We start from the raw sequence: 19,812 nt of genomic DNA, 5'->3' as shown, positions 1-19,812 counted from the left end.
ACACACTTATTGTGTCCTTATCATATTATTAATATAGTTATAACACGTACATAGAAAAGATGAAGAAGATTGTTTGTATATGTGTAGCCGCTTTCTTTTTGAGTGAGGGCATTACCTTAGCACAAGGTTCAATGGATGCATATAAAATCTCGCAGTATGATTTGAATGGTACTGCCCGTTATTTGGGTATGGGAGGTGCTTTTGGTGCGTTAGGTGGTGATATTTCAGCGATGGGGACAAATCCGGCGGGATTAGGTATATATCGTAGTTCGGAAGTTGTTACGACTTTGAGTTTGTCGTCAATTAATTCGAAAACTGATTGGATGGGAACAAACATGAGTGATAAAAATACAAAATTTAATTTTGATAATATTGCTTATGTAGGATATTTTCCGACAGGAAATGACGAGGGATTAGTTAGCTGGAATGTAGGATTTGCTTATAATCGGGTGAAAAGTTTCAACCGAAATTATAAAATGCAGCACGGACCGGGTGGATATTCCATTTCTGATTATATTGCGGCTGTTACAAATTTAGGAGATGCAACAGGAGATAAGTTGTGGAGCACAAATTCATATAATCCTTATTTAAGTCAAAATTGGCTTTCTGTATTGGGGTATAATGGGGGACTGATTGATTCAAATAACAGACAATCTAAAAATGATTTCTTTTCGACTTTAGGTTATTTTGATCAAAATAACAAATGGCAGCCATTGGAAATACAAAGTGCAGATATGGTTGTTAACGAAAAGGGGGCAATAGATAAATATGATCTTTCTTTTGCAACCAATGTGTCAAATGTCTTTTTTATAGGAGCAACTTTGTCAATTACGGATTTAGATTATAAAATGAGCTGCTATTATGATGAAGATTTTGGATTTTTTGATGATAAAGCTCCATATTCGGACCATTTATATTGGGATAATTATTCATCTGTTAAAGGGACTGGCTATTCTTTTAATCTGGGAGTTATTGCCCGTCCTACGGACTTCTTGCGTTTAGGTGTTGCTTATAATTCTCCTACATGGTACAAAATAACCAATTATTATAGTGCAGAAGCTGGAGTTTATGTTTATGATTATTATCAAGACGGGCAAAATCCTTTAGATCCTAAAAATAATAATTTAGACAGGAAGGCTTCCACACCAACAGATTTTTATACAAATTATAGAGTTCGTACAAATGACCGTTGGATATTTAGCGCTGCTGCTATTATTGGTACCAGAGCTTTGGTCAGTGTCGATTATGAATTGACAAATTATAAGTCAATGAGGCTGTATGATAATGATGGTCGTGAAACGATAGATAATGAATCTATTAAGAGTGATTTTGGAGTGAGTGGTATGTTAAAAGCCGGTGCAGAGTTTAAAGTTACTCCTCAATTTGCAGTTCGTATAGGAGGTGCTTGGCAAAGTAGCCCGGCAAAAAATTATTTGAGATATGGTGAAACAGATGAGATCGCAGAGGTTTTTACCCCTGGTACACGGACAGCTTATTCTGTAGATTATCATACAAATTATTATACAGTAGGGTTGGGATATCGTTTTACTCCTCATTTCTATGCAGATTTGGCATGTGTATACCGTATGCAAAAAGAGAATGTGTATCCTTTTTCTAATGTCATAAATAATAGTGAGGCATTAGCTTTATCTATTCCTTCGACATTGAAAACGAATACAACTCGTGTTGCTCTGACTCTAGGATATAAGTTTTGATATTAAACTTGACATAAGATATACTAAAAAGCTGTCCGATGATTGGATGGCTTTTTTTATGAGAAAAATGTTAGAAAGTTTGCCTCCCTCAAATACATTTTGTTCTTTTGCCTCCGAATTGAAAATATTGTATAAACTTTAAATATTATCGCCTATAGCAAAATCGTTACTCAATTATTTTAAATAGTGTAAAAATGAAAGAATTGAGAATGATGACCGACTATGAGTTGGTTGTTTGTTTTGCAGAGGGTGATAATGTTGCTTTCAATGAACTGTTATGCCGTTATGGAAAAGCCGTGTATTCCTATATTCGTGTTATTATATCGGATAAAGAATTGACGGAAGATCTTTACCAGGAGACGTTGATAAAGATAGTAACCAGTATTAGGCAGGGGACATATGTAGAACATGGGAAATTTAAATCGTGGGTTACCTGTATCGCACATAATCTCGTTGTCGATTATATCCGTCAAAATAAAAATGAGAATATCCGGTTAATGGAAAATCTGAATTATAATCTATTCAGCCAGTTGGAATTAAGTGAGCTGACGATTGAAGACCAGATAATTCGTCAGGAAATAGTATCGGATATACAAAGCCTAATCACACATTTACCCTATCTTCAGAGGCAAGTTGTTGAATTATATTATTATTCGAGGCTTAGCTTTAAAGAAATAGCGGAAACAACGAATGTCAGTGTGAACACTGCATTAGGACGAATGAGGTACGCAATACTTCATATGCGGCGTATGGTTGAGGAAAACAAAATAGACTTGGAGTGGTTTCCTGATAAATCAGGGCAACCATACTAAAATAGTAGTTAAAGTAGATTTTTGTGACGAGTACTCGTACTCGTCACTTATATAATAACGAATCTTGCGTGTTTATGCTTTTCCCGTATTCCTGCTCATTGACGATTTGTCCGTCGAAAAGATTGAGGATTCGGTCAGCGTAGATAGCATCGTGCTGCGAGTGTGTCACCATGACGATAGTCGTTCCTTCGGCATTCAACTGACTGAGCAGTTTCATTATTTCGAGGCTGTTCTTGGAGTCGAGGTTGCCGGTCGGTTCGTCGGCCAAAATCAATTTGGGTTTGCCTACCACGGCACGGGCGATGGCTACTCGTTGCTGTTGGCCTCCGGATAGTTGTTGCGGGTAATGTTTGGCGCGTTGGCTGAGGCGCACTTTGCGCAGGATGTCAAGTACCTGCTGTTTGCGTTCGGCTTTGGGTACGCCAAGGTATTTCAGTTGGAGGTCTATGTTTTCTTCCACCGTCAGTTCGTCGATGAGGTTAAAACTTTGGAACACGAACCCGATACGCCCTTTACGGTAACGGGTTCGGTCTTTCTCTTTCAAGTGTCCCATTTCTTCTCCATCCAACAGGTAGCTGCCTTCGTCCGGGTTGTCCAGCAGACCGAGAATATGCAGCAAAGTCGATTTGCCGCATCCGCTGGGACCCATGATGGCGACGAACTCGCCCTTTTTCACTTCCATGCTTACGCCGTTGAGTGCTATGGTTTCTACTTCTTCCGTCCGGAAGCTTTTACTGAGATTCTTTATTTTAATCATGACTTGTTTCGTTTTTTGTAATGATGTTATCTGTTATATAATGTTGCTTTTATTCCGTCCGGATGCTTTCGAAGGGGTTGCGGCGGGCTACTTTCAAGGTTTGGCTGATGATTGACACGAAAGCGATAACTACGGTTGCCAAAACTGCTGCGGCTATGAGATGCCACGGGAAGGCGATGCGGTTATAGAATGACTCCAAACTGATTTGAACCGCTTTCAAACTGATGGGCAGGGCAAAGCAGGCGGCAAGCAATGAGAGCATCATAAACCGTTTGCAAAGTTCCCATACAGCACCGCTTGTTTCGGCTCCCATTACTTTGCACAAGGCAATCCGCTTACTTTGCTGTTCGGTGTAGCTTATCGACATGGCCAACAGTCCCATGGCAGAGATGAGGATGGAGATGGCCATGAAGCAAAGGACAAGCATTACGATGTTCTTCTCGTGTGTCAAATCTTTGTCCAGATAATCATCGATATAATCGGCCTCCAGGTCTTTCGGCATCCCGATCACTTCGTTGGACACTTCCCGGCAGGTATGGCGGATGGCTGCCAAGGCTTCCGACCGGTCACCTTGGGTCCGGATGACTTGGCTGATCACATAGCCTTGCGGGTTCATCACCCCGACCGCTCCGTGCGAATCGGGTGTCGGAGTACTTAACGCCATGAGTGAACGGTAATCACGGATGACACCGCAGACGTTATACCGGTAGCCGCCCTCGTCACCGTTCTTCCCGAAATGTGGGTTGTCGGCCGAAAGGTTGTAACGGCGGCAGGTCTCTTCCGTTACCCAAATCATGCCGGGCAGCGGGTCTGACCAGCGTTCTGCCACTTCGAAGCCCAACATCCGGAATGCTGAACTGTCCACATCCGAGAGGTGGAGCCATGACATTCCTTCTTCGTCCGGCTGGCGTACGCCATCGTGACCGCTGATGAAAGGCAGTTTCCGTGCCAATGCCACTTCTGCCACTTGGGGCAATGCTTGCAAACGTTTTTGGAGGATGGCTTGTTTGTCGTAGGTCGGGCCTAAATCCCAAGCACGAACAAAGACCAAATCGGTATTATAACCGGTCGGCAGGGTAGCAAGGTGGTGTATTTGGACAGCCATTGTCAGCCCCAACGCAATGAGGAACGTGCTGATCACGTTCTGCACAATGATGAACAGGCGGCTGAACAGTTGCTTGTTCTGCAAGCGAAAGTTCCCCTTTACAATATCTATCGGGCTGTATTTACGAATGATGAGTGCCGGTAGTAACCCTGATATGCCGGTGATTCCGGCTAACAGCAGCAGGGCGTAGGCGACTGTTGCGGGGGAAAGCGATATGGCGATTTGGGTAGAGAGCAAGTATTCGAAATAGGGTTTGGCAATGATGGCAATGAGGCATCCGCCGATGAAGCAGGCGGTTGTGAAGATTGCCGACTCGGCGAGGTAGCGCAATACGATTTGCCCGGCAGAATCACCCATCAATCGGCGAGTCGCCATTTCATGTGCCCGCTTGCCGGTTTGCGACACGGTCAGGTTGATGTAGTTGAAGACGGCCGAAAGGAGCAAGATCATCGCGATAGCCAATAAAATTTGAACCTGTTTCCGTGTCCCGTTGCGGAAAGGAGTGTTATGGTTTAAGGGTGAAAAGTATATTTCGTCCATGCGTGTGAGTGATGAACCCCATGCAAAGGAGTTCGTGCTGTTGTCTTCTTTCCAATAATCCCAATAATTTTTATAGCTGTCGAGCAGTTTTCGGGTGACGGTGCCGGGTGTTGCCCCTTCCGCCAAGGTGACGAACGTTTGGGTTTGACCGAAGTTATCCATCCAGGCATAAGTCTTTTCCTCCAATTTGATAGGAACCAGGAGGTCGATCGGTTTCAACAGTTCTGTCGGATCGAAAGCCGGGAGAATCCCGATGATTCGTAGCGGTGTCTGGTTCAGGTACATGATTGTGCGTCCGATAGGATTCTCATTGCCGAATACTTTACGGGCGAACAGTTCGGAGATGACGGCCTCGTCTGTTCCGTTCAGCCCCTTGTCGTGGTCACATCCGATGAGCGGATAGCCCATCAGCCGGAAGAAGTTGGAATCAACAGCAAGGCTATTCACCTGATAGTAGTTGTTGTCTATGGTCAAGTCCGTCAACTCCTTGTTGATGAAGCGTGTCCATTCTTTTATTTCTGGAATGGAAGGGAAAAATTCCGGGGCGGTACCAACCGTCATACCAATGCCATCGCCGTAGCCGATGGTATACAATTGGTGGGAGTATGGCTGTCTGTTGCCGATATTGAATTCGGTTTTAGCATATAGTGTTAAGAGGAGGACGACTCCTAATGCGATGGCCAGTCCGAAGAACTGGATAGCTGTGTAGAGCTTGTTGCGGCTGAGAAAAGTGAAGTACGATTTCATCTCTGTACATTGTTTTGTTTGTTGCAAATGTATAGGGTTGCCGGCATTCGGCAATGGATGGAGAGCGCGGTTGGAGCAGTTTGTATGAAAATCATACACCTGTTTGTATGATATTCATACAGCCTTTTTCCGTACCTTTGCCCCCGATAAATGAAGGTAATCTAAACGAATCGGATATGGCGAATTACGGGACGATATTGGTGGTGGATGATAATCCGGCGATTCTTACGGCAGTCAAGATCTGTTTGGCCGGTGAGTTTGACAAAGTATTGACGCTTGTTTTTCCTGATATGCTTCTTGCGGTATTGGCACAAGAGGTGGTGGATGTGATTTTGCTCGATATGAACTTCGCGCAAGGGGGAAACTCCGGACAAGACGGCTTGCTTTGGCTTCGGGCAATCCATAAGAAGCATCCGGCTATTCCGGTGGTGCTGGTGACGGCATATGCTGATATCAAGTTGGCGGTGCGCGGGTTGAAGATGGGGGCGGCAGACTTTGTTGCCAAGCCGTGGGACAACCAGGAGTTAATCCGTGTATTGAAAGATGCGGTTGATGCTGGCCGTAAAGTGGTTTCGTTGGAACAAGTCGAGGCGGAATATGTACATAAGGTCGTGGAGCGTTGCCACGGCAACATCAGCCGGGCTGCCGAATTGTTGGGGATTACCCGGCAGACGCTGTATGCTAAAATGAAAAAAATATGATTCTGGTATTGTCTTTTGGGGTGGTCGTTGTTGCCTTCTTCGGGTGGTTCTATCGTCATCAGGTGTTGCTGAGAGACCGGGCGCATCTGATGCGTGAGGCGATTCGCAACGAAGAGTTCACGTTCCGTCTTCCTGTGAAAGGTCTGTTCTTTGGGGAACGGGCGTTGCAGGAAGCCCTTAACGAAACAGGTAAGGATATAGGCGTGTTGCTTGCCCGTAACGAAGTGGAATCATGGCAGCGGTTGACTCGTGTGCTCACGCATGAAATCATGAATGCTACGACACCGATTGCCAGCATTAGCCAGGCTTATTTGAATAATCCAGCGATTGTAGGGACGGTTTACGAGGAGGGAGTCCGTGCCATTCATGACACCAGCCGGGGGCTTGCCTTGTTTGTGGACAGTTACCGGAAACTGGCTGAGTTGCAGGAGCCGGTTCTTGTGGAGATCCCATTGGCCGCTTTCGTGGAAAGAATTCGGACGCTTTATCCGGATTTGGAGTGGCATATTTCCATCCCTTTGTCTGCCATGATGTTTACGGATGAGAATATGTTGCGCCAGGTGTTGATCAATCTGGTCAAGAATGCCTGCGAAGCTGGGGCGACGGCTATGGATGTGTGTTGGAAAAAGGAGTTGTGGGTCAGCAATAACGGTGCGCCTATTCCGGCAGATGTCGAACGGGAGATTTTTATTCCATTTTTTACAACCAAAAAGAATGGTTCGGGTATCGGCTTGTCACTTTCCCGGCAGATGATGGTCCGGCAAGGCCGGGACCTTCGTTTGGCGGAACGGCCTGTACCGGGTTGGCAAGTGACGTTTATTGTGTCTTAGTGTGAATTTCTATTTCAACTATAGTGCCATAAATCACACTTTAACTACTATTTTGGTGCGGTTACCCTGCAAATAAATAAAGCTCTTCCATGGAAATCGAATAATTATTATATTTGCAAAAAACATGAAAATATGGAACATAAAATAGCCCCATCTCTTTTGTCTGCTGATTTCCTGAATTTGCAGAAAGATGTAGAAATGATAAATGCAAGTGATGCCGATTGGCTTCATATGGATATTATGGACGGAGTATTTGTCCCGAATATTTCGTTTGGTTTTCCAGTATTGGATGCTGTAAAGAAAGTTTGCAAGAAACCAATGGATGTTCATTTAATGATTGTAGAACCGCAGAAATTCATATCCGAAGTAGCTGCAACCGGTGCTTACATGATGAATGTTCATTATGAAGCTTGTACACATTTGCATCGTACGGTTGCCGCTATTAAAGAAGCCGGTATGAAAGCCGGTGTTACATTAAACCCGCATACCCCCATCTGTTTGCTGGAAGACATACTTCAGGATTTGGATATGGTTTTATTAATGTCTGTCAATCCAGGTTACGGCGGACAGAAATTTATAGAACATTCAGTTGAGAAAACAGCCCGTCTGAAAGATATGATTTTAGGTAAGGGGCTGAATACCCTTATCGAAGTGGATGGAGGGGTAAATATGGAAACCGGAAAACGCTTGGTTGATGCTGGTGCAGATGTGCTGGTTGCCGGAAGTTTTGTTTTCCATTCTCCAGATCCTCAGAAAACCATTCGCGAATTGAAAGATTTATAAGATATATTGTAGCATATAGGTAATACGCTATTCATTTAGCCAATGTTACTTGTGTGCTACTAATTTTCTCGCCTGAAGATGAATCGGGCAAAATAACCAAACCTCTGCTTTATGATAAAATATTTACAAATGAGGCCTTTTTCCAGGCCTTTGATTGTGTGGGTTACCGGAATCTTATTACAAGTCATATATCCCTCCTTTGTTTATATTCTCCTCTTTTCACTCCTTCTCCTTTTTATCTTTTTATTTTTTCAATGGATTATAGCCCATAAGATTACTTATACGTTCAGTTATGATACCCGTTGGATGTGGGGAATTGTGTATTGTTCGTTATTGTTTTTCTTGTCTGTACAGAAAACGGCATGTTCTCAATTAGAATGGAAGGATGAACCAAAGGCTTCTGTTATTAGGCAATGGGCGGAAGACAGGCAGTCGCAATTACTCTCTTCTTTGGACAGTTTGCAGTTGTCGAATCAGGAAAAATCTGTATTGGCAACAATTGCGATTGGTTACCGTAAATCGATGGACCGGGAAGTTCGTAAGCGATTTTCTGTAGCCGGCGTGGCACATATCCTGGCGGTAAGTGGTTTTCATGTAGGTGTTGTCTGTGGCTTTGTCTCTTTTATCCTTTCTTTTTTACCACGGAGTTTGTTGTCTAAGTGGATAAAATATCTCTTTACAATTTTACTGTTATGGCTATTTGTAGTTGTTACCGGGTTGTCTGCTTCTGCTGTTCGCGCAGCTTTAATGCTTACAATTTATTTGACCGGATATTTGTTGAGACGTAATACCGATAAATACAATATCCTGGCCGCATCTGCTTTTTGCATGTTGGTTTATGAGCCTCTTTACTTGTTTGATATTGGATTTCAGTTAAGTTATACCGCAGTGTTTTCTATTTTGTATTTACAACCTCGTTTGAAGCGGACGATAGAAGTGAGGAATCCTTTATTGGCTTATCCTTGGGATTGTATCACAGTGACACTGGCAGCACAGGTGGGAACAACCTTCCTTTGCCTTTACTATTTCGGACAGTTTTCTCTTGTTTTCCTGTTGACTAATTTACCCCTTACTTTTTTAGCATTATTGTTGATACCGGCAGGGATTATATGGATGCTACTGCCTGTTGGATTTCCCGGATACGGTTACTTGCAATTGGCTGTAGAATATCTAACCGGTAGTATGCTCAGGCTTGTCGATTTATTCAGTCGTATCTCTTTCTCTTCTTTGGCTTTCAGTTTTAGTTTTCCCTTATTGCTGGCAAGTTATGGAGTCTTATTCCTTTCGTTATTATATATCCGGACTAAACGCCCGGTTTATCTGTTGGGTGCTTTAAGTTTGGTGTTAATTCTCTCTATAGGATTGCTTATAGAGAAAATAAAGCAATGCCGAATATAAAAAAAGTCGTACCTTTGTCTCTGAAAATTAGATAAAACATGATTACGAAAATCATTCACGAAGAGAAGATTCAGAAGGCAAAAAAGTATGTCGAAAAAGGAGAAAGTTTTGTTATAGTGACCCATGTAAGTCCGGATGGTGATGCATTGGGTTCTGCTTTAGGACTTTATCATTTTCTTCTTAATTATGGAAAAGACAATGTTTCTGTCATAGTTCCCAATGAGTTCCCCCGTTTTTATAAATGGATGCCGGGACGCAAGGAAATAATTATTCATGAAAAATATCCTGATTTTGCAGAACAGCTGATTAAGGATGCAGATGTTATATTTTGTCTGGATTTTAATGAGCCTAAACGTATAGAGAAGTTGGCTCCGGCGGTTGTTGCTGCGGAAGGACGCAGGGTTTTGATTGACCATCATCTGAATCCGGCTGATTTTTGTAGAGTTACCATGTCATATCCGGAAATGTCCTCTACCAGTGAGATGGTTTTTCGTTTTATATGCCGGATGGGCATGTTCGACCTGATTAATAAGCAATGTGCCGAATGTATTTATACCGGTATGATGACAGACACCGGTTCGTTTACCTATAACTCCAATAAACCGGAGGTATATATAATCATCAGCGAACTTATTAAGAAGGGAATAGATAAGGATGAGATTTACCGTAAAGTAAACCAGGTATATTCTGAAAGCCGTCTTCGCTTGATGGGGTATGTACTTTATGAAAAAATGAAAATTTATCCGGAGCATAATGCCGCATTGATAGCCCTTTCGGAGGAAGAACAGGCACGCTTCAATTATGTAACCGGAGATACGGAAGGTTTTGTAAATATACCGTTAAGCATAGAGGATGTATCTTTCTCTGTTTTTATTCGTGAAGATAAAGATTATATAAAGATATCCCTTCGTTCCGTTGGTGATTTTCCTTGTAATATTTTTGCTAACCGTTATTTTAACGGAGGTGGACATAAGAATGCTTCGGGAGGAGAATTTTACGGTTCATTGGCTGATGCGGTCACCGTTTTTGAGAAAGGATTAAAAGAATTTAATCCTAATAAAGCAGAAGAAATAAAGAAAGATGCATGAGATATGGCAGAGAATGTATACATTTGTCGCTCATTTACAATTAATATATAGCAGATGAAGAAAGGTTTTTATATCCTGTTGATTATGTTTACTGCCATGGTGGTGGTATCGTGTGACAAGACAAAGTCATATACTGATATGTTGAATGCAGAACGGAAAGCTATTGACCAATTGATTGATGAAAACGGCTTTGAGATTCTGGATGAATTTCCGAAAGACACAATCTTTAAAGCGAAACAATTTGTCGAATTGGAGAATGGTGTCTATCTGAATATTATAGACCGGGGTACTAAAGATACGGCAGCTTTGTATACAACAGAAGTAATGGCTCGTTTTACAGCCCGCCTGTTTTTAAATGGGGATACGACAGAAGTGGATAATCTGGGACCGCATTCTAACAATACCTATCCGGTAAAATTCAAGTATGGTTATAATACAGGTTTGGAGAATTACTACCTGAATTCCTTTATCTCTCCGGGAATGGCATCTGCTTTGAAATATGTAGGCGATAGTTCGCGTGTAAAACTGATTGTGCCTTTTAAACAAATGAGTTCTGATTTCCAGAGTAGTGGCTTACCAGTTTTTTATAAAGAAATAAAGTTCGTATTTTTAAAATAATCTAACGTATGACACTGATTAAATCTATTTCTGGTATCCGTGGCACAATTGGAGGAAATCCGGAAGACGGGCTGAATCCATTGGCTATAGTTAAGTTTGTGGCAGCTTATGCTACATTCATAAAGAAAAACACAAAGGTGACAACAAATAAGATCGTAGTAGGTCGTGATGCCCGTATCTCCGGTCCGATGGTAAAACAGGTTGTCTTAGGTACATTGACTGGTATGGGATTTGATGTGGTTGACATTGATTTAGCTACAACTCCTACTACTGAATTAGCCGTTGTTATGGAAGGCGCATGCGGAGGTATCATTCTTACTGCAAGCCATAATCCGAAACAATGGAATGCTCTGAAATTATTGAACGAACACGGTGAATTTCTGAATGCAGCCGAAGGTGCGGAAGTGTTGGCTATTGCCGAAGCCGAGAGCTTTGAATTTGCTGATGTCGACCATCTTGGAAAAGTTATCATAGACAATTCATATAAACAAAAACATATCGAGAGTGTACTCAATCTGGACTTGGTGGATGTGGAAGCTATCAAAGCCGCCAACTTCCGTGTGGCAATCGATTGTGTAAACTCTGTAGGCGGTATCGTATTACCGGACTTATTGCATGCATTGGGTGTAAAGGAAATCTTTAAACTGCATTGTGCGCCTCATGGAAACTTCTCCCATAATCCGGAACCACTGCCGGAAAACCTGACAGAAATATCTGCTTTGATGACACAGGCAAAGGCTGATGTCGGTTTTGTTGTTGACCCGGATGTAGACCGTTTGGCTATTGTCTGTGAAAACGGTGAAATGTTTGGCGAAGAATATACTTTGGTGGCTGTTGCCGATTATGTATTGGCTCATACTCCGGGTAATACGGTAAGTAATTTAAGTTCGAGCCGTGCTTTGCGTGATGTAACCCGTGCCCATGGCGGCGAATATAATGCGGCTGCCGTAGGTGAAGTGAATGTTGTTGCTAAAATGAAAGCAACAAATGCTATTATCGGTGGCGAAGGCAATGGCGGTGTTATCTATCCGGCAAGTCATTACGGACGTGATGCTTTGGTAGGTATCGCATTATTCCTGAGTCATCTGGCAAAGAAGAAAATGAAAACGAGCGAATTGCGTGCCAGCTATCCTCCGTATTTTATCTCAAAACAGAAGGTACAACTTACTCCGGAGATTAACGTGGATGCAATCCTTGCTAAAGTAAAGGAGAATTTCTCTCAATATGACATTACTGATATAGACGGTGTAAAGATTGATTTCCCGGATAAATGGGTACACCTGCGTAAAAGTAATACCGAACCGATTATCCGTATCTACTCGGAAGCTCACACAATGAAAGAAGCTGAAGAGATAGGAGGGGAGTTGATTCATATTATCAACGAAATGTGTAAGTAATCATATCGGATATACATATAAACGAAAGGTCATTCTCTAAAACAGGGAATGGCCTTTTTTTATATGGCATAGTCTCAGGAGCATCTGGTGGAAGTTTTATTTTTATATTTCATTTTTCGTTTGGTAGCTAAATGCTTATTTTATACTTTCGTGGCTGTTTTCTAATTATTTACAATACTATTATAACCGTTTGATAGTAAAGAAAAAGTAGCATAGAGTATGATAAAGAATGACTTTGTTGAAATAGTAGCCCGCAATTATGCCTGGATAAAAGGTTTTGAAGCAGCCGCATTCGAAATCCATGACCGGGTGAATCAGAAATATGGAGATATATTGCCGTATGGTTTTCACTTGAAGATGACTGCATCCTATGTCTCCCGGTACGGTTATCTGGTTGCAAAGACTGAAGAAGATATATTAATCCTCTATGCTGCCGCTTACCTGCACGATTCTATCGAAGATGCCCGTTTGACATTTAATGACCTGGTAAGGTTTATTTCCGAATTTAAGGTAGAAGGGTTCATTTTACCCGAAAATATTCTCCAGCAAATCCGCTGGGATGTTCCTGAAATCGTTTATGCTTTAACAAATGAAAAGGGACGTAACCGGAAAGAAAGAGCCAATGCCGCCTATTATGAAGGAATCCGGAATACGAAATTCGCTTCGTTTGTAAAGATGTGCGATCGCCTGGCAAATATCCATTATACTACATTATTCTTTTTTGCCAACCGTATGCTGGATGTGTACCGCAGGGAACATGAAGATTTTATTATTTCTATCAGCGAAGGGGCGGTTACTCCGGTTCCCGAAGAAATGAAAAAAGAAGCGCTTCGATTGTTGAATGACGAGTGTTACGTCATTTCCAATAAAGTGTTGCTTTAATACTCTTTACAGTCGTTTTTAAAACATAGGTGTTTTGATTTCAAAACATATATGCTTTGCATTCAAAACACCTATGTTTTAAAAATGGGGCATGTATCCCCGGTTTATAAGAAAAGGCGTTGGTATTCTTTTTCAAAGTTAGGAGTGAAAATGTTTTTTCCTAAATTGTCTTTTATCTCTGTTGCTGTCCAAAAACGTCCTCCATCCAATTCGGAAGGGTCAGGGGTAATTGTTCCATTATAAATAGTGCGGAATGAGTGGACCAGTTCTTTTTCAATTTCGGATTCAAAGATATAGTGGGTAATAAGTTGAGGAATGAAATCGGTGATACCCAACTCTTCCCGTACTTCCCGACGTAGTGCTTCTTCCACTGTTTCGCCTAAATCGACATGGCCGCCTACTGCCGTATCCCATTTCCCGGGTTGAATATCTTTGGTCATAGACCGTTTCTGCAAATATAAGTCACCCGCATCATTGAAGATATGCAGATGAACGACCGGATGTAATAACTTGGAACCGCTATGGCATTCTTTGCGCGTTGCTTTCCCTATTGTTTCGCCCGCTTCGTTAACGAGAGGAAACCATTCTTCTTTCATAGATTGATAAACTATTATTTTTATTGCACATGCAAAAGTACATATTTTGGCTTAGTATGGATTAAGAATGCAATCTTTGTGACCGTAAATCTATTTTCCAAGTTCCTTGATGATTTTTATCAGATCCTCATCACTGAGTCCTTCGCCGTAAGTAGCATAATCCATCCGGAAAGCACAACCATTCTTATACTCGGAACAGCCATAAGCCGTTTTGCCACGTAGGATACTTCCTTTTTTGCAAACAGGACATATGGGTTTTGCCGGAGGTTGCTCTGTATTCTCTGGCTGTACTTCTTTTTTTGCACGAGGTTTACGGGGCTTTTTCTCTTTCTTTTCTTTTTCTTCCTTAGGAGCTTCCTTTGCAGGTGTTTCAATTGTGATGGTTCGTCCTGTCTGGTCGGATAAGACATTGAAGACCACTTGTTGTACCATAACTTTCAGCTCTTCAAGGAATGTACGGGCTTCATAGGTTCCCCGTTCAATCTGGCGAAGTTTTTTCTCCCAAAGACCGGTCAGTTCCGCACTTTTCAGTAACTCTTCGTGAATCGTACCAATCAGTTCCACACCGGTAGCGGTAGGATACAAATTTTTTCGTTCCTTACGGATGTAGTTACGTTTGAATAATGTTTCTATAATAGCTGCACGGGTGGAAGGACGGCCGATACCGTTTTCTTTCAAGGCATCCCGCAGTTCATCGTTATCAACCAGTTTACCGGCTGTTTCCATTGCACGGAGTAGAGTTGCTTCCGTATAAGGTTTGGGAGGCTGTGTCCATTTCTCTCCCAAAGTAGGTTTATGCGGACCGCTTTCGCCTTTCACGAACTCAGGAAGTACACCTTCTTCCTCGTTCTGCTCGGCATCCGGATCTTTCTGCTCGGCACCGAATACAACACGCCATCCCGGTTTAAGGATTTGCTTTCCGGTTACCTTAAATTCTACCTTTCCGACTTTACCTAATACGGTAGTGGTCGATATTTCGCAATCTGGATAAAATGCAGCGATGAAGCGGCGTGTTACCAGGTCGTATACCTTCTTCTCATTCTCTGTCAGGTTACGTGCCGGAACTCCGGTAGGTATGATAGCGTGGTGGTCTGTCACCTTCGAGTTATCAAATACTCTTTTGTCTTTCCTTATTTTAGCTTGTAGGAGTGGTGTTGTCAGCTCCGTATAGTCGACCAGCCCTTTTAAGGTAGCCGGTACTTTCGGATAGATATCCTCACTCAGGAAAGTCGTATCTACACGAGGATAAGTCGTTACCTTTTTTTCGTAAAGCGACTGGATTAACTTTAATGTATCATCGGCAGTGAAAGCGAACTTTTTATTGCATTCCACCTGCAATGAGGTAAGGTCGAAAAGGCGGGGGGCATATTCTTTCCCTTTCTTTTCGGATATGCTGGTGACGGTAAAATCTTCCTGTTGTACGATTTCCAGGAAAGCTTCGCCTTCTTCTTTCTTCGTAAATTTACCTTTGGTAGCGGAAAAGGTCGTATTGCGGTAGACCGTTTTCAATTCCCAGTAAGGTTCCGGTTTGAAATTATCGATTTCAGCTTGCCGGTTCACTATCAGGGCAAGGGTAGGAGTCTGGACTCTTCCGATAGAAAGCACTTGCCGGTTCTGACCGTATTTAATGGTATATAAACGGGTGGCATTCATTCCCAACAACCAGTCGCCTATTGCTCTTGAAAGCCCGGCTTCATATAGTTTGGCAAATTCTGTCTGGTCCTTTAGCTTCTGGAAACCTTCGCGGATAGCCTCTTCGGTAAGAGAAGAAATCCATAGGCGGTAAACCGGGCATTTACATCCGGCTTTTTGCATCACCCAACGTTGTATAAGTTCTCCTTCCTGTCCGGCATCACCGCAATTGATAACCATTTCTGCATTTTGCATCAGGTTTTCAATCACTTTGAACTGTTGCTCGTAGGTCGGATTATCAATCAATTTGATGCCAAAGCGGGGGGGAATCATCGGAAGGGCGCTGAGGCTCCATCGTTTCCAGCTTTCGGTATATTCCTGAGGTTCTTTTAGTGTACAGAGATGACCGAATGTCCAGGTTACCTGGTATCCGTTTCCTTCGATATATCCGTTCATCTTTTTCGTCGCCCCGAGTACTTCGGCTATTTCGCGTGCTACACTGGGCTTTTCAGCAATACATACTTTCATCTGTAAACTAATCCTTTCGTAATAAGCATACAAAAGTAGGAAAAAATTACGAACTTTGCCCGCTGTAAACATTGTCATACGGATTAATGTTGTATAGGTAAGTAGATTCATAATCTATATAATACGTACAAAACAAAATAGGAGAAAAAACATGGAAACTTTTAATGACATTATACATGGCGATAAACCGGTATTGGTTGACTTCTTCGCTACCTGGTGCGGCCCTTGTAAAGTATTGAGCCCGACAGTGGAAGCTGTGGGAAAAGAATTAATCGGACAGATACGTGTATTAAAGATAGATGTGGATAAGAATGAAGCCTTGTCCGCCCAGTACAGGATTCAGGCTGTTCCTACATTAATCGTCTTTAAAAAGGGAGAGATACTTTGGCGTACTTCCGGAGTGATGGATAAAAATGCTTTGACACAGCAATTGAAAAAATTTATAGATTAAATAAGAACTTACTCTTTGTAGATATATTTTATGCGGTTCCAGCTATTCTTCATTGCAAGAATAACTGGAATTTTTTTGTTTTGATTGTTAACCAGCCTTTTAAAGTATTTGCCATATAAATTTGATTTAAGGTAGCAGGGTGATTTCCCTGCTACCGGTTTGATTGTATTGTCTATTCTTTGATGCACCGAACAGACCATGCGATTGCTTTTCTGTCAGTGCTCCTATTTAATTGAGTACTAGTAAAGTACACGACACAGGCTTTAGTACCCTCAACTGATGATGTCCAGTAGTTACCTTGCACACCATTATGGTAGGATAGACCATTACTGCAGAGGCGATAGCCTGCGGCTGACAAAACAAGTTGTGGAAAGCCTTTTTCTGCATTTACTTTAAATAAACCTTCATTCCAAGTTGTAGCATTTCCTATAGACCATAATTCATCTGCTGTTGGTACGCGATATCCTTGAGGGCAAGGATCATTTACTCCTTTGCTGTTCTCTTTCCACAAATTATTATTTTGAGGAGTTAACCAATCTTCAGGAGTACTAGAAGACGTATAAAAAACATGATTGTTTGGTTTTGAATTACTTATAGGACCGGATGCTGTAGAACCGCCATGATTTGTATAATCAGCACGTCCCCATTGATAGATGTTTCCGATTCCAGCTACCACTGATTTCTTTCCATCACCAGCCTGTGCTACACGGGTTGCTCCGCAGTCAATAGGAGCCCACCAATAGCTACCTTTCTTGATAGCTGCATAGTAAGGAGTTACTCCTCCATTGGTGGGATAACCATAATAAGAAGCACCCCGCCAGATAGTATAAGATTTAACTGTAGTAGTATTATGTTTCACACCGATACCCCCTTTATGTAATTGATAAGCCGCATCCGTTCCGGTTGCCGCATTCACCACGATATTGAAGGTATATTTGCGGCGGTTGTTTTCCACCTCTGTTTTTGCCAGTTTGGAACTGCCCAACCATGTTTTCATGGAAGAGTTTGTGCAATAAGTTCCGTCATAAGTGGGAGTAATTAATTCCGGGGCTGCGAACATGCTGTAGAAAGAGACAGTCATTGTTTTTGTGGCATCTGACTTTACACGGTAACCGCTCGATGTAGATTCGTCATAGTTGGCAAGGTCTTCAACAAGCCAAGCATTCGCCTCAGTAAAGCTAACCGTTACTTCGGTGGTTTTACTGTCATTTGCTTTATTCTTAATCGTAATGGTCTGGTCGGTAGGCAATGTCTCCGGGAAATTTGCTTTAGAAGGATTTAATTCTATTACATAAGAGAAAGCTGTTTTATCGGAACTTGTTGTTTTATAAGTCAACCATTCGGGACCTTCTATGGTGGAACCGCCAAGGCTCTTTCCGGTTATTGTTAGTGTGGGAATCGTATTATCCGCTCCGGCATGAAGGGTGACAGTAGCAGGAGAACTTAAGTTTGGAATTCCGTTAGGTTCTACTATCACCGTTTCTTCTTTTCCGCTCATACTGTTTACAAAACGAAGGACGGCTTTCGGATAATCATCTTTATTATAACCGGCTTTTACGGATACCGTATATTGATAACCGGATACGGCAGCTTTGGTAACGGGAGTGGCGGCACTTACTTCCAGCCAGTCATATTGTTGGGCGGCTACGCTGCCGGGGTAAGTTTTCTGTACTTCCGGCTCATGGCTCGAACCGACCTCTACCGTAAAGCCGTCACCATCCTGCAATGTATTCATTGTTACGGTACGGGTATCTGCATTATAGCTTATCTTGTCTTTCAAAGCATCAGCAATGGTAATGGTTGTCTTGTCACCGTCTGTTCCAGCATTCGGGTCGTAGTCATCAATGCTGCCGCCTTCGTCCCATTCGGCTACATCCAACGTGAAATCCAAGTGGTATTCGTCTGCTTTGGTGATACCGATAGTATACCGGTGGTTAGCATTAATTTCCAGCGCAACCTCCCCACCATCAGCCGTTTGCTGGATAAACGGTATCTGATAAGAAACATCTTTTACCTCTGTTTTATTTACCTGATAGCTACCGTTCAGAATCAGGTAGCCTTTATCTTCCAACGGGCTGGGATAACTGTAGAATGCAGATACCTGCAAACCTTCATTGGCTTTCTCACCCTCAAAAGCACATGCCGGGTAAGTAATTAACTCCCCGTCAGCTGCCGGAGCAGCGCCATATACCTTAACCGGGAAGAAGGTAGTCCCTTTCCGTCCGTTCCCCATAGAGATAGACTCCAGATGGAATTTGGAATCCTTCTCTATATTGCTGACATCAAATCGGGCCATAGTACGGGTTAGTTTAAAACCTACCTGCACACGGGCGGAGGAACTAAAGTCTGTCAAGTCGATTGGAGTTATTTGTGCACCTGTCATCGGAAGGGGTAAGCCCAATGCTGGGGAGGCATCAGTGAGTAACGGAGAGTGGAATTTACAGAAGTCATTTTCTGAAGGGGTTCCATCGGTGAGTGCTCCGGTTTCCATATCATACGTCAACGGGGCGAAATAGGTATCGGCTATCGGGTTACCATCCGCAGGATTAATGAGTTCCGTTTGGTTGGCAATGCAGTAAAGGCGTACGAATAAGCCTTTTTGAAGTTCCAATAATGCGGTAGTAGTCGTATTGTCCGTGCTGGGTGTTAGGTTGAGTTCTTTTGCTCCTGCCGGAAGTGGCGAACCATCCTGACGGTAAGAGAAGCGTTCGCGGAATGAATAAGCGTCGCCTTCTGCTTTTGCTCCGAATACGTAGACATCGAGCGTAGCGATTTCGTTCTCTGCTTCGGTGGCAATGGGAGCATCCGCCTTTGTATCCGCTTTGGTTGTTTTTACTGTGAGCTTGTTCTTAAAGGAAAGAAGCACCTCACGTTTGTTTGCACTGTCCGCTTCTTCTGTGGAGCGGTCTGTCTTGTCGGATTCTGCTGTACAGGAAGCAAGCAGTACGGCGGCAAGCAGATAAATGCTTGCTGCGAGTGCCTGTACCGGTCTGCAAGAGGGACATAGACCTTGTAGTTTTGTTTTCATATTCCTATATATTTACCTTGTTTGTATTTGTTTACCCTATTTATTAGTTGATGCAGCACTTATTTTTGACGCGGATTTCGCGTCATCCGCGTCTAATAATTATTCTCTGATAAGTTCTGCGTAGACTACGGTAGAATCGAACAAATGTATAAACAAATTATTACATATTAACCCTGCAATGCTTTGATTTTAAACGCCTAATGT

At 42.6% G+C, this 19,812-nt stretch carries 16 protein-coding genes; 11 read left to right on the top strand and 5 right to left on the bottom strand.

The features are described from left to right. The first annotated feature begins 59 nt into the window (after positions 1-59). Positions 60-1,715, top strand: a complete 1,656-nt coding sequence (locus ACGE0T_RS13365) for an OmpP1/FadL family transporter (RefSeq protein WP_459187122.1) — start codon at positions 60-62, stop codon at positions 1,713-1,715. A gap of 194 nt (positions 1,716-1,909) precedes the next feature. Beyond that, positions 1,910-2,527, top strand: coding sequence for an RNA polymerase sigma factor (locus ACGE0T_RS13360; RefSeq protein WP_459187121.1), 618 nt, complete (start codon positions 1,910-1,912; stop codon positions 2,525-2,527). A 43-nt stretch (positions 2,528-2,570) separates the two neighbouring features. Here the strand turns inward: ACGE0T_RS13360 and ACGE0T_RS13355 are convergent, their stop codons facing one another. Together ACGE0T_RS13355 and ACGE0T_RS13350 are read right to left on the bottom strand one after the other, a co-directional pair. Continuing rightward, positions 2,571-3,284: an ABC transporter ATP-binding protein gene (locus ACGE0T_RS13355; RefSeq protein WP_459187120.1), complete on the bottom strand. Its 714-nt coding sequence runs from the start codon at positions 3,282-3,284 to the stop codon at positions 2,571-2,573. 49 nt (positions 3,285-3,333) lie between these two features. Then, positions 3,334-5,676 carry an FtsX-like permease family protein gene (locus ACGE0T_RS13350; RefSeq protein ID WP_459187119.1) on the bottom strand — a complete coding sequence of 781 codons (2,343 nt, stop codon included), beginning with the start codon at positions 5,674-5,676 and terminating at the stop codon, positions 3,334-3,336. A gap of 176 nt (positions 5,677-5,852) precedes the next feature. On the opposite strand from ACGE0T_RS13350, the gene ACGE0T_RS13345 reads away from it, so the two are divergent. The 8 genes from ACGE0T_RS13345 to ACGE0T_RS13310 all read left to right on the top strand — a co-directional run bounded on the left by ACGE0T_RS13345 (position 5,853) and on the right by ACGE0T_RS13310 (position 13,373). After that, on the top strand, positions 5,853-6,377 hold the full coding sequence (locus ACGE0T_RS13345; protein ID WP_459190472.1) for a helix-turn-helix domain-containing protein: 525 nt from the start codon (positions 5,853-5,855) through the stop codon (positions 6,375-6,377). After that, positions 6,374-7,207, top strand: coding sequence for a sensor histidine kinase (locus tag ACGE0T_RS13340; RefSeq protein WP_459187118.1), 834 nt, complete (start codon positions 6,374-6,376; stop codon positions 7,205-7,207). Before ACGE0T_RS13345 ends, ACGE0T_RS13340 begins: the two co-directional genes overlap by 4 nt. Before the next feature lie 132 nt (positions 7,208-7,339). Beyond that, positions 7,340-7,990 carry a ribulose-phosphate 3-epimerase gene (gene rpe, locus ACGE0T_RS13335; protein WP_459187117.1) on the top strand — a complete coding sequence of 217 codons (651 nt, stop codon included), beginning with the start codon at positions 7,340-7,342 and terminating at the stop codon, positions 7,988-7,990. 111 nt (positions 7,991-8,101) lie between these two features. Beyond that, entirely contained in the window at positions 8,102-9,388 is a 1,287-nt protein-coding gene (locus tag ACGE0T_RS13330; protein WP_459187116.1) for a ComEC/Rec2 family competence protein, read from the top strand. 38 nt (positions 9,389-9,426) lie between these two features. Next, on the top strand, positions 9,427-10,476 hold the full coding sequence (locus tag ACGE0T_RS13325; RefSeq protein WP_459187115.1) for a DHH family phosphoesterase: 1,050 nt from the start codon (positions 9,427-9,429) through the stop codon (positions 10,474-10,476). A gap of 54 nt (positions 10,477-10,530) precedes the next feature. Next, a complete protein-coding gene (locus tag ACGE0T_RS13320; protein ID WP_459187114.1) occupies positions 10,531-11,094 on the top strand; it encodes a DUF4827 domain-containing protein in 564 nt (187 codons plus the stop codon). Positions 11,095-11,102: 8 nt separating this feature from the next. Beyond that, positions 11,103-12,491, top strand: a complete 1,389-nt coding sequence (gene glmM / locus ACGE0T_RS13315; RefSeq protein ID WP_459187113.1) for a phosphoglucosamine mutase — start codon at positions 11,103-11,105, stop codon at positions 12,489-12,491. A 219-nt stretch (positions 12,492-12,710) separates the two neighbouring features. Then, on the top strand, positions 12,711-13,373 hold the full coding sequence (locus ACGE0T_RS13310) for an HD domain-containing protein (RefSeq protein ID WP_459187112.1): 663 nt from the start codon (positions 12,711-12,713) through the stop codon (positions 13,371-13,373). A gap of 104 nt (positions 13,374-13,477) precedes the next feature. Here the strand turns inward: ACGE0T_RS13310 and ACGE0T_RS13305 are convergent, their stop codons facing one another. After that, positions 13,478-13,969 carry an NUDIX hydrolase gene (locus tag ACGE0T_RS13305; protein ID WP_459187111.1) on the bottom strand — a complete coding sequence of 164 codons (492 nt, stop codon included), beginning with the start codon at positions 13,967-13,969 and terminating at the stop codon, positions 13,478-13,480. Positions 13,970-14,059: 90 nt separating this feature from the next. After that, positions 14,060-16,129, bottom strand: coding sequence for a DNA topoisomerase 3 (locus ACGE0T_RS13300; protein ID WP_459190471.1), 2,070 nt, complete (start codon positions 16,127-16,129; stop codon positions 14,060-14,062). Between the two features lie 151 nt (positions 16,130-16,280). On the opposite strand from ACGE0T_RS13300, the gene trxA reads away from it, so the two are divergent. Continuing rightward, on the top strand, positions 16,281-16,580 hold the full coding sequence (gene trxA / locus ACGE0T_RS13295) for a thioredoxin (RefSeq protein ID WP_459187110.1): 300 nt from the start codon (positions 16,281-16,283) through the stop codon (positions 16,578-16,580). Between the two features lie 172 nt (positions 16,581-16,752). Here trxA and ACGE0T_RS13290 read toward each other — a convergent pair whose 3' ends face one another. Further along, positions 16,753-19,608 carry a fibrobacter succinogenes major paralogous domain-containing protein gene (locus ACGE0T_RS13290; protein ID WP_459187109.1) on the bottom strand — a complete coding sequence of 952 codons (2,856 nt, stop codon included), beginning with the start codon at positions 19,606-19,608 and terminating at the stop codon, positions 16,753-16,755. Between the last annotated feature and the right edge of the window lie 204 nt (positions 19,609-19,812).

Source organism: Parabacteroides sp. APC149_11_2_Y6 (assembly GCF_054506995.1).
Note: the sequence above shows the minus strand (reverse complement) of the source record. Positions and strands in the feature narration are given on the sequence as shown.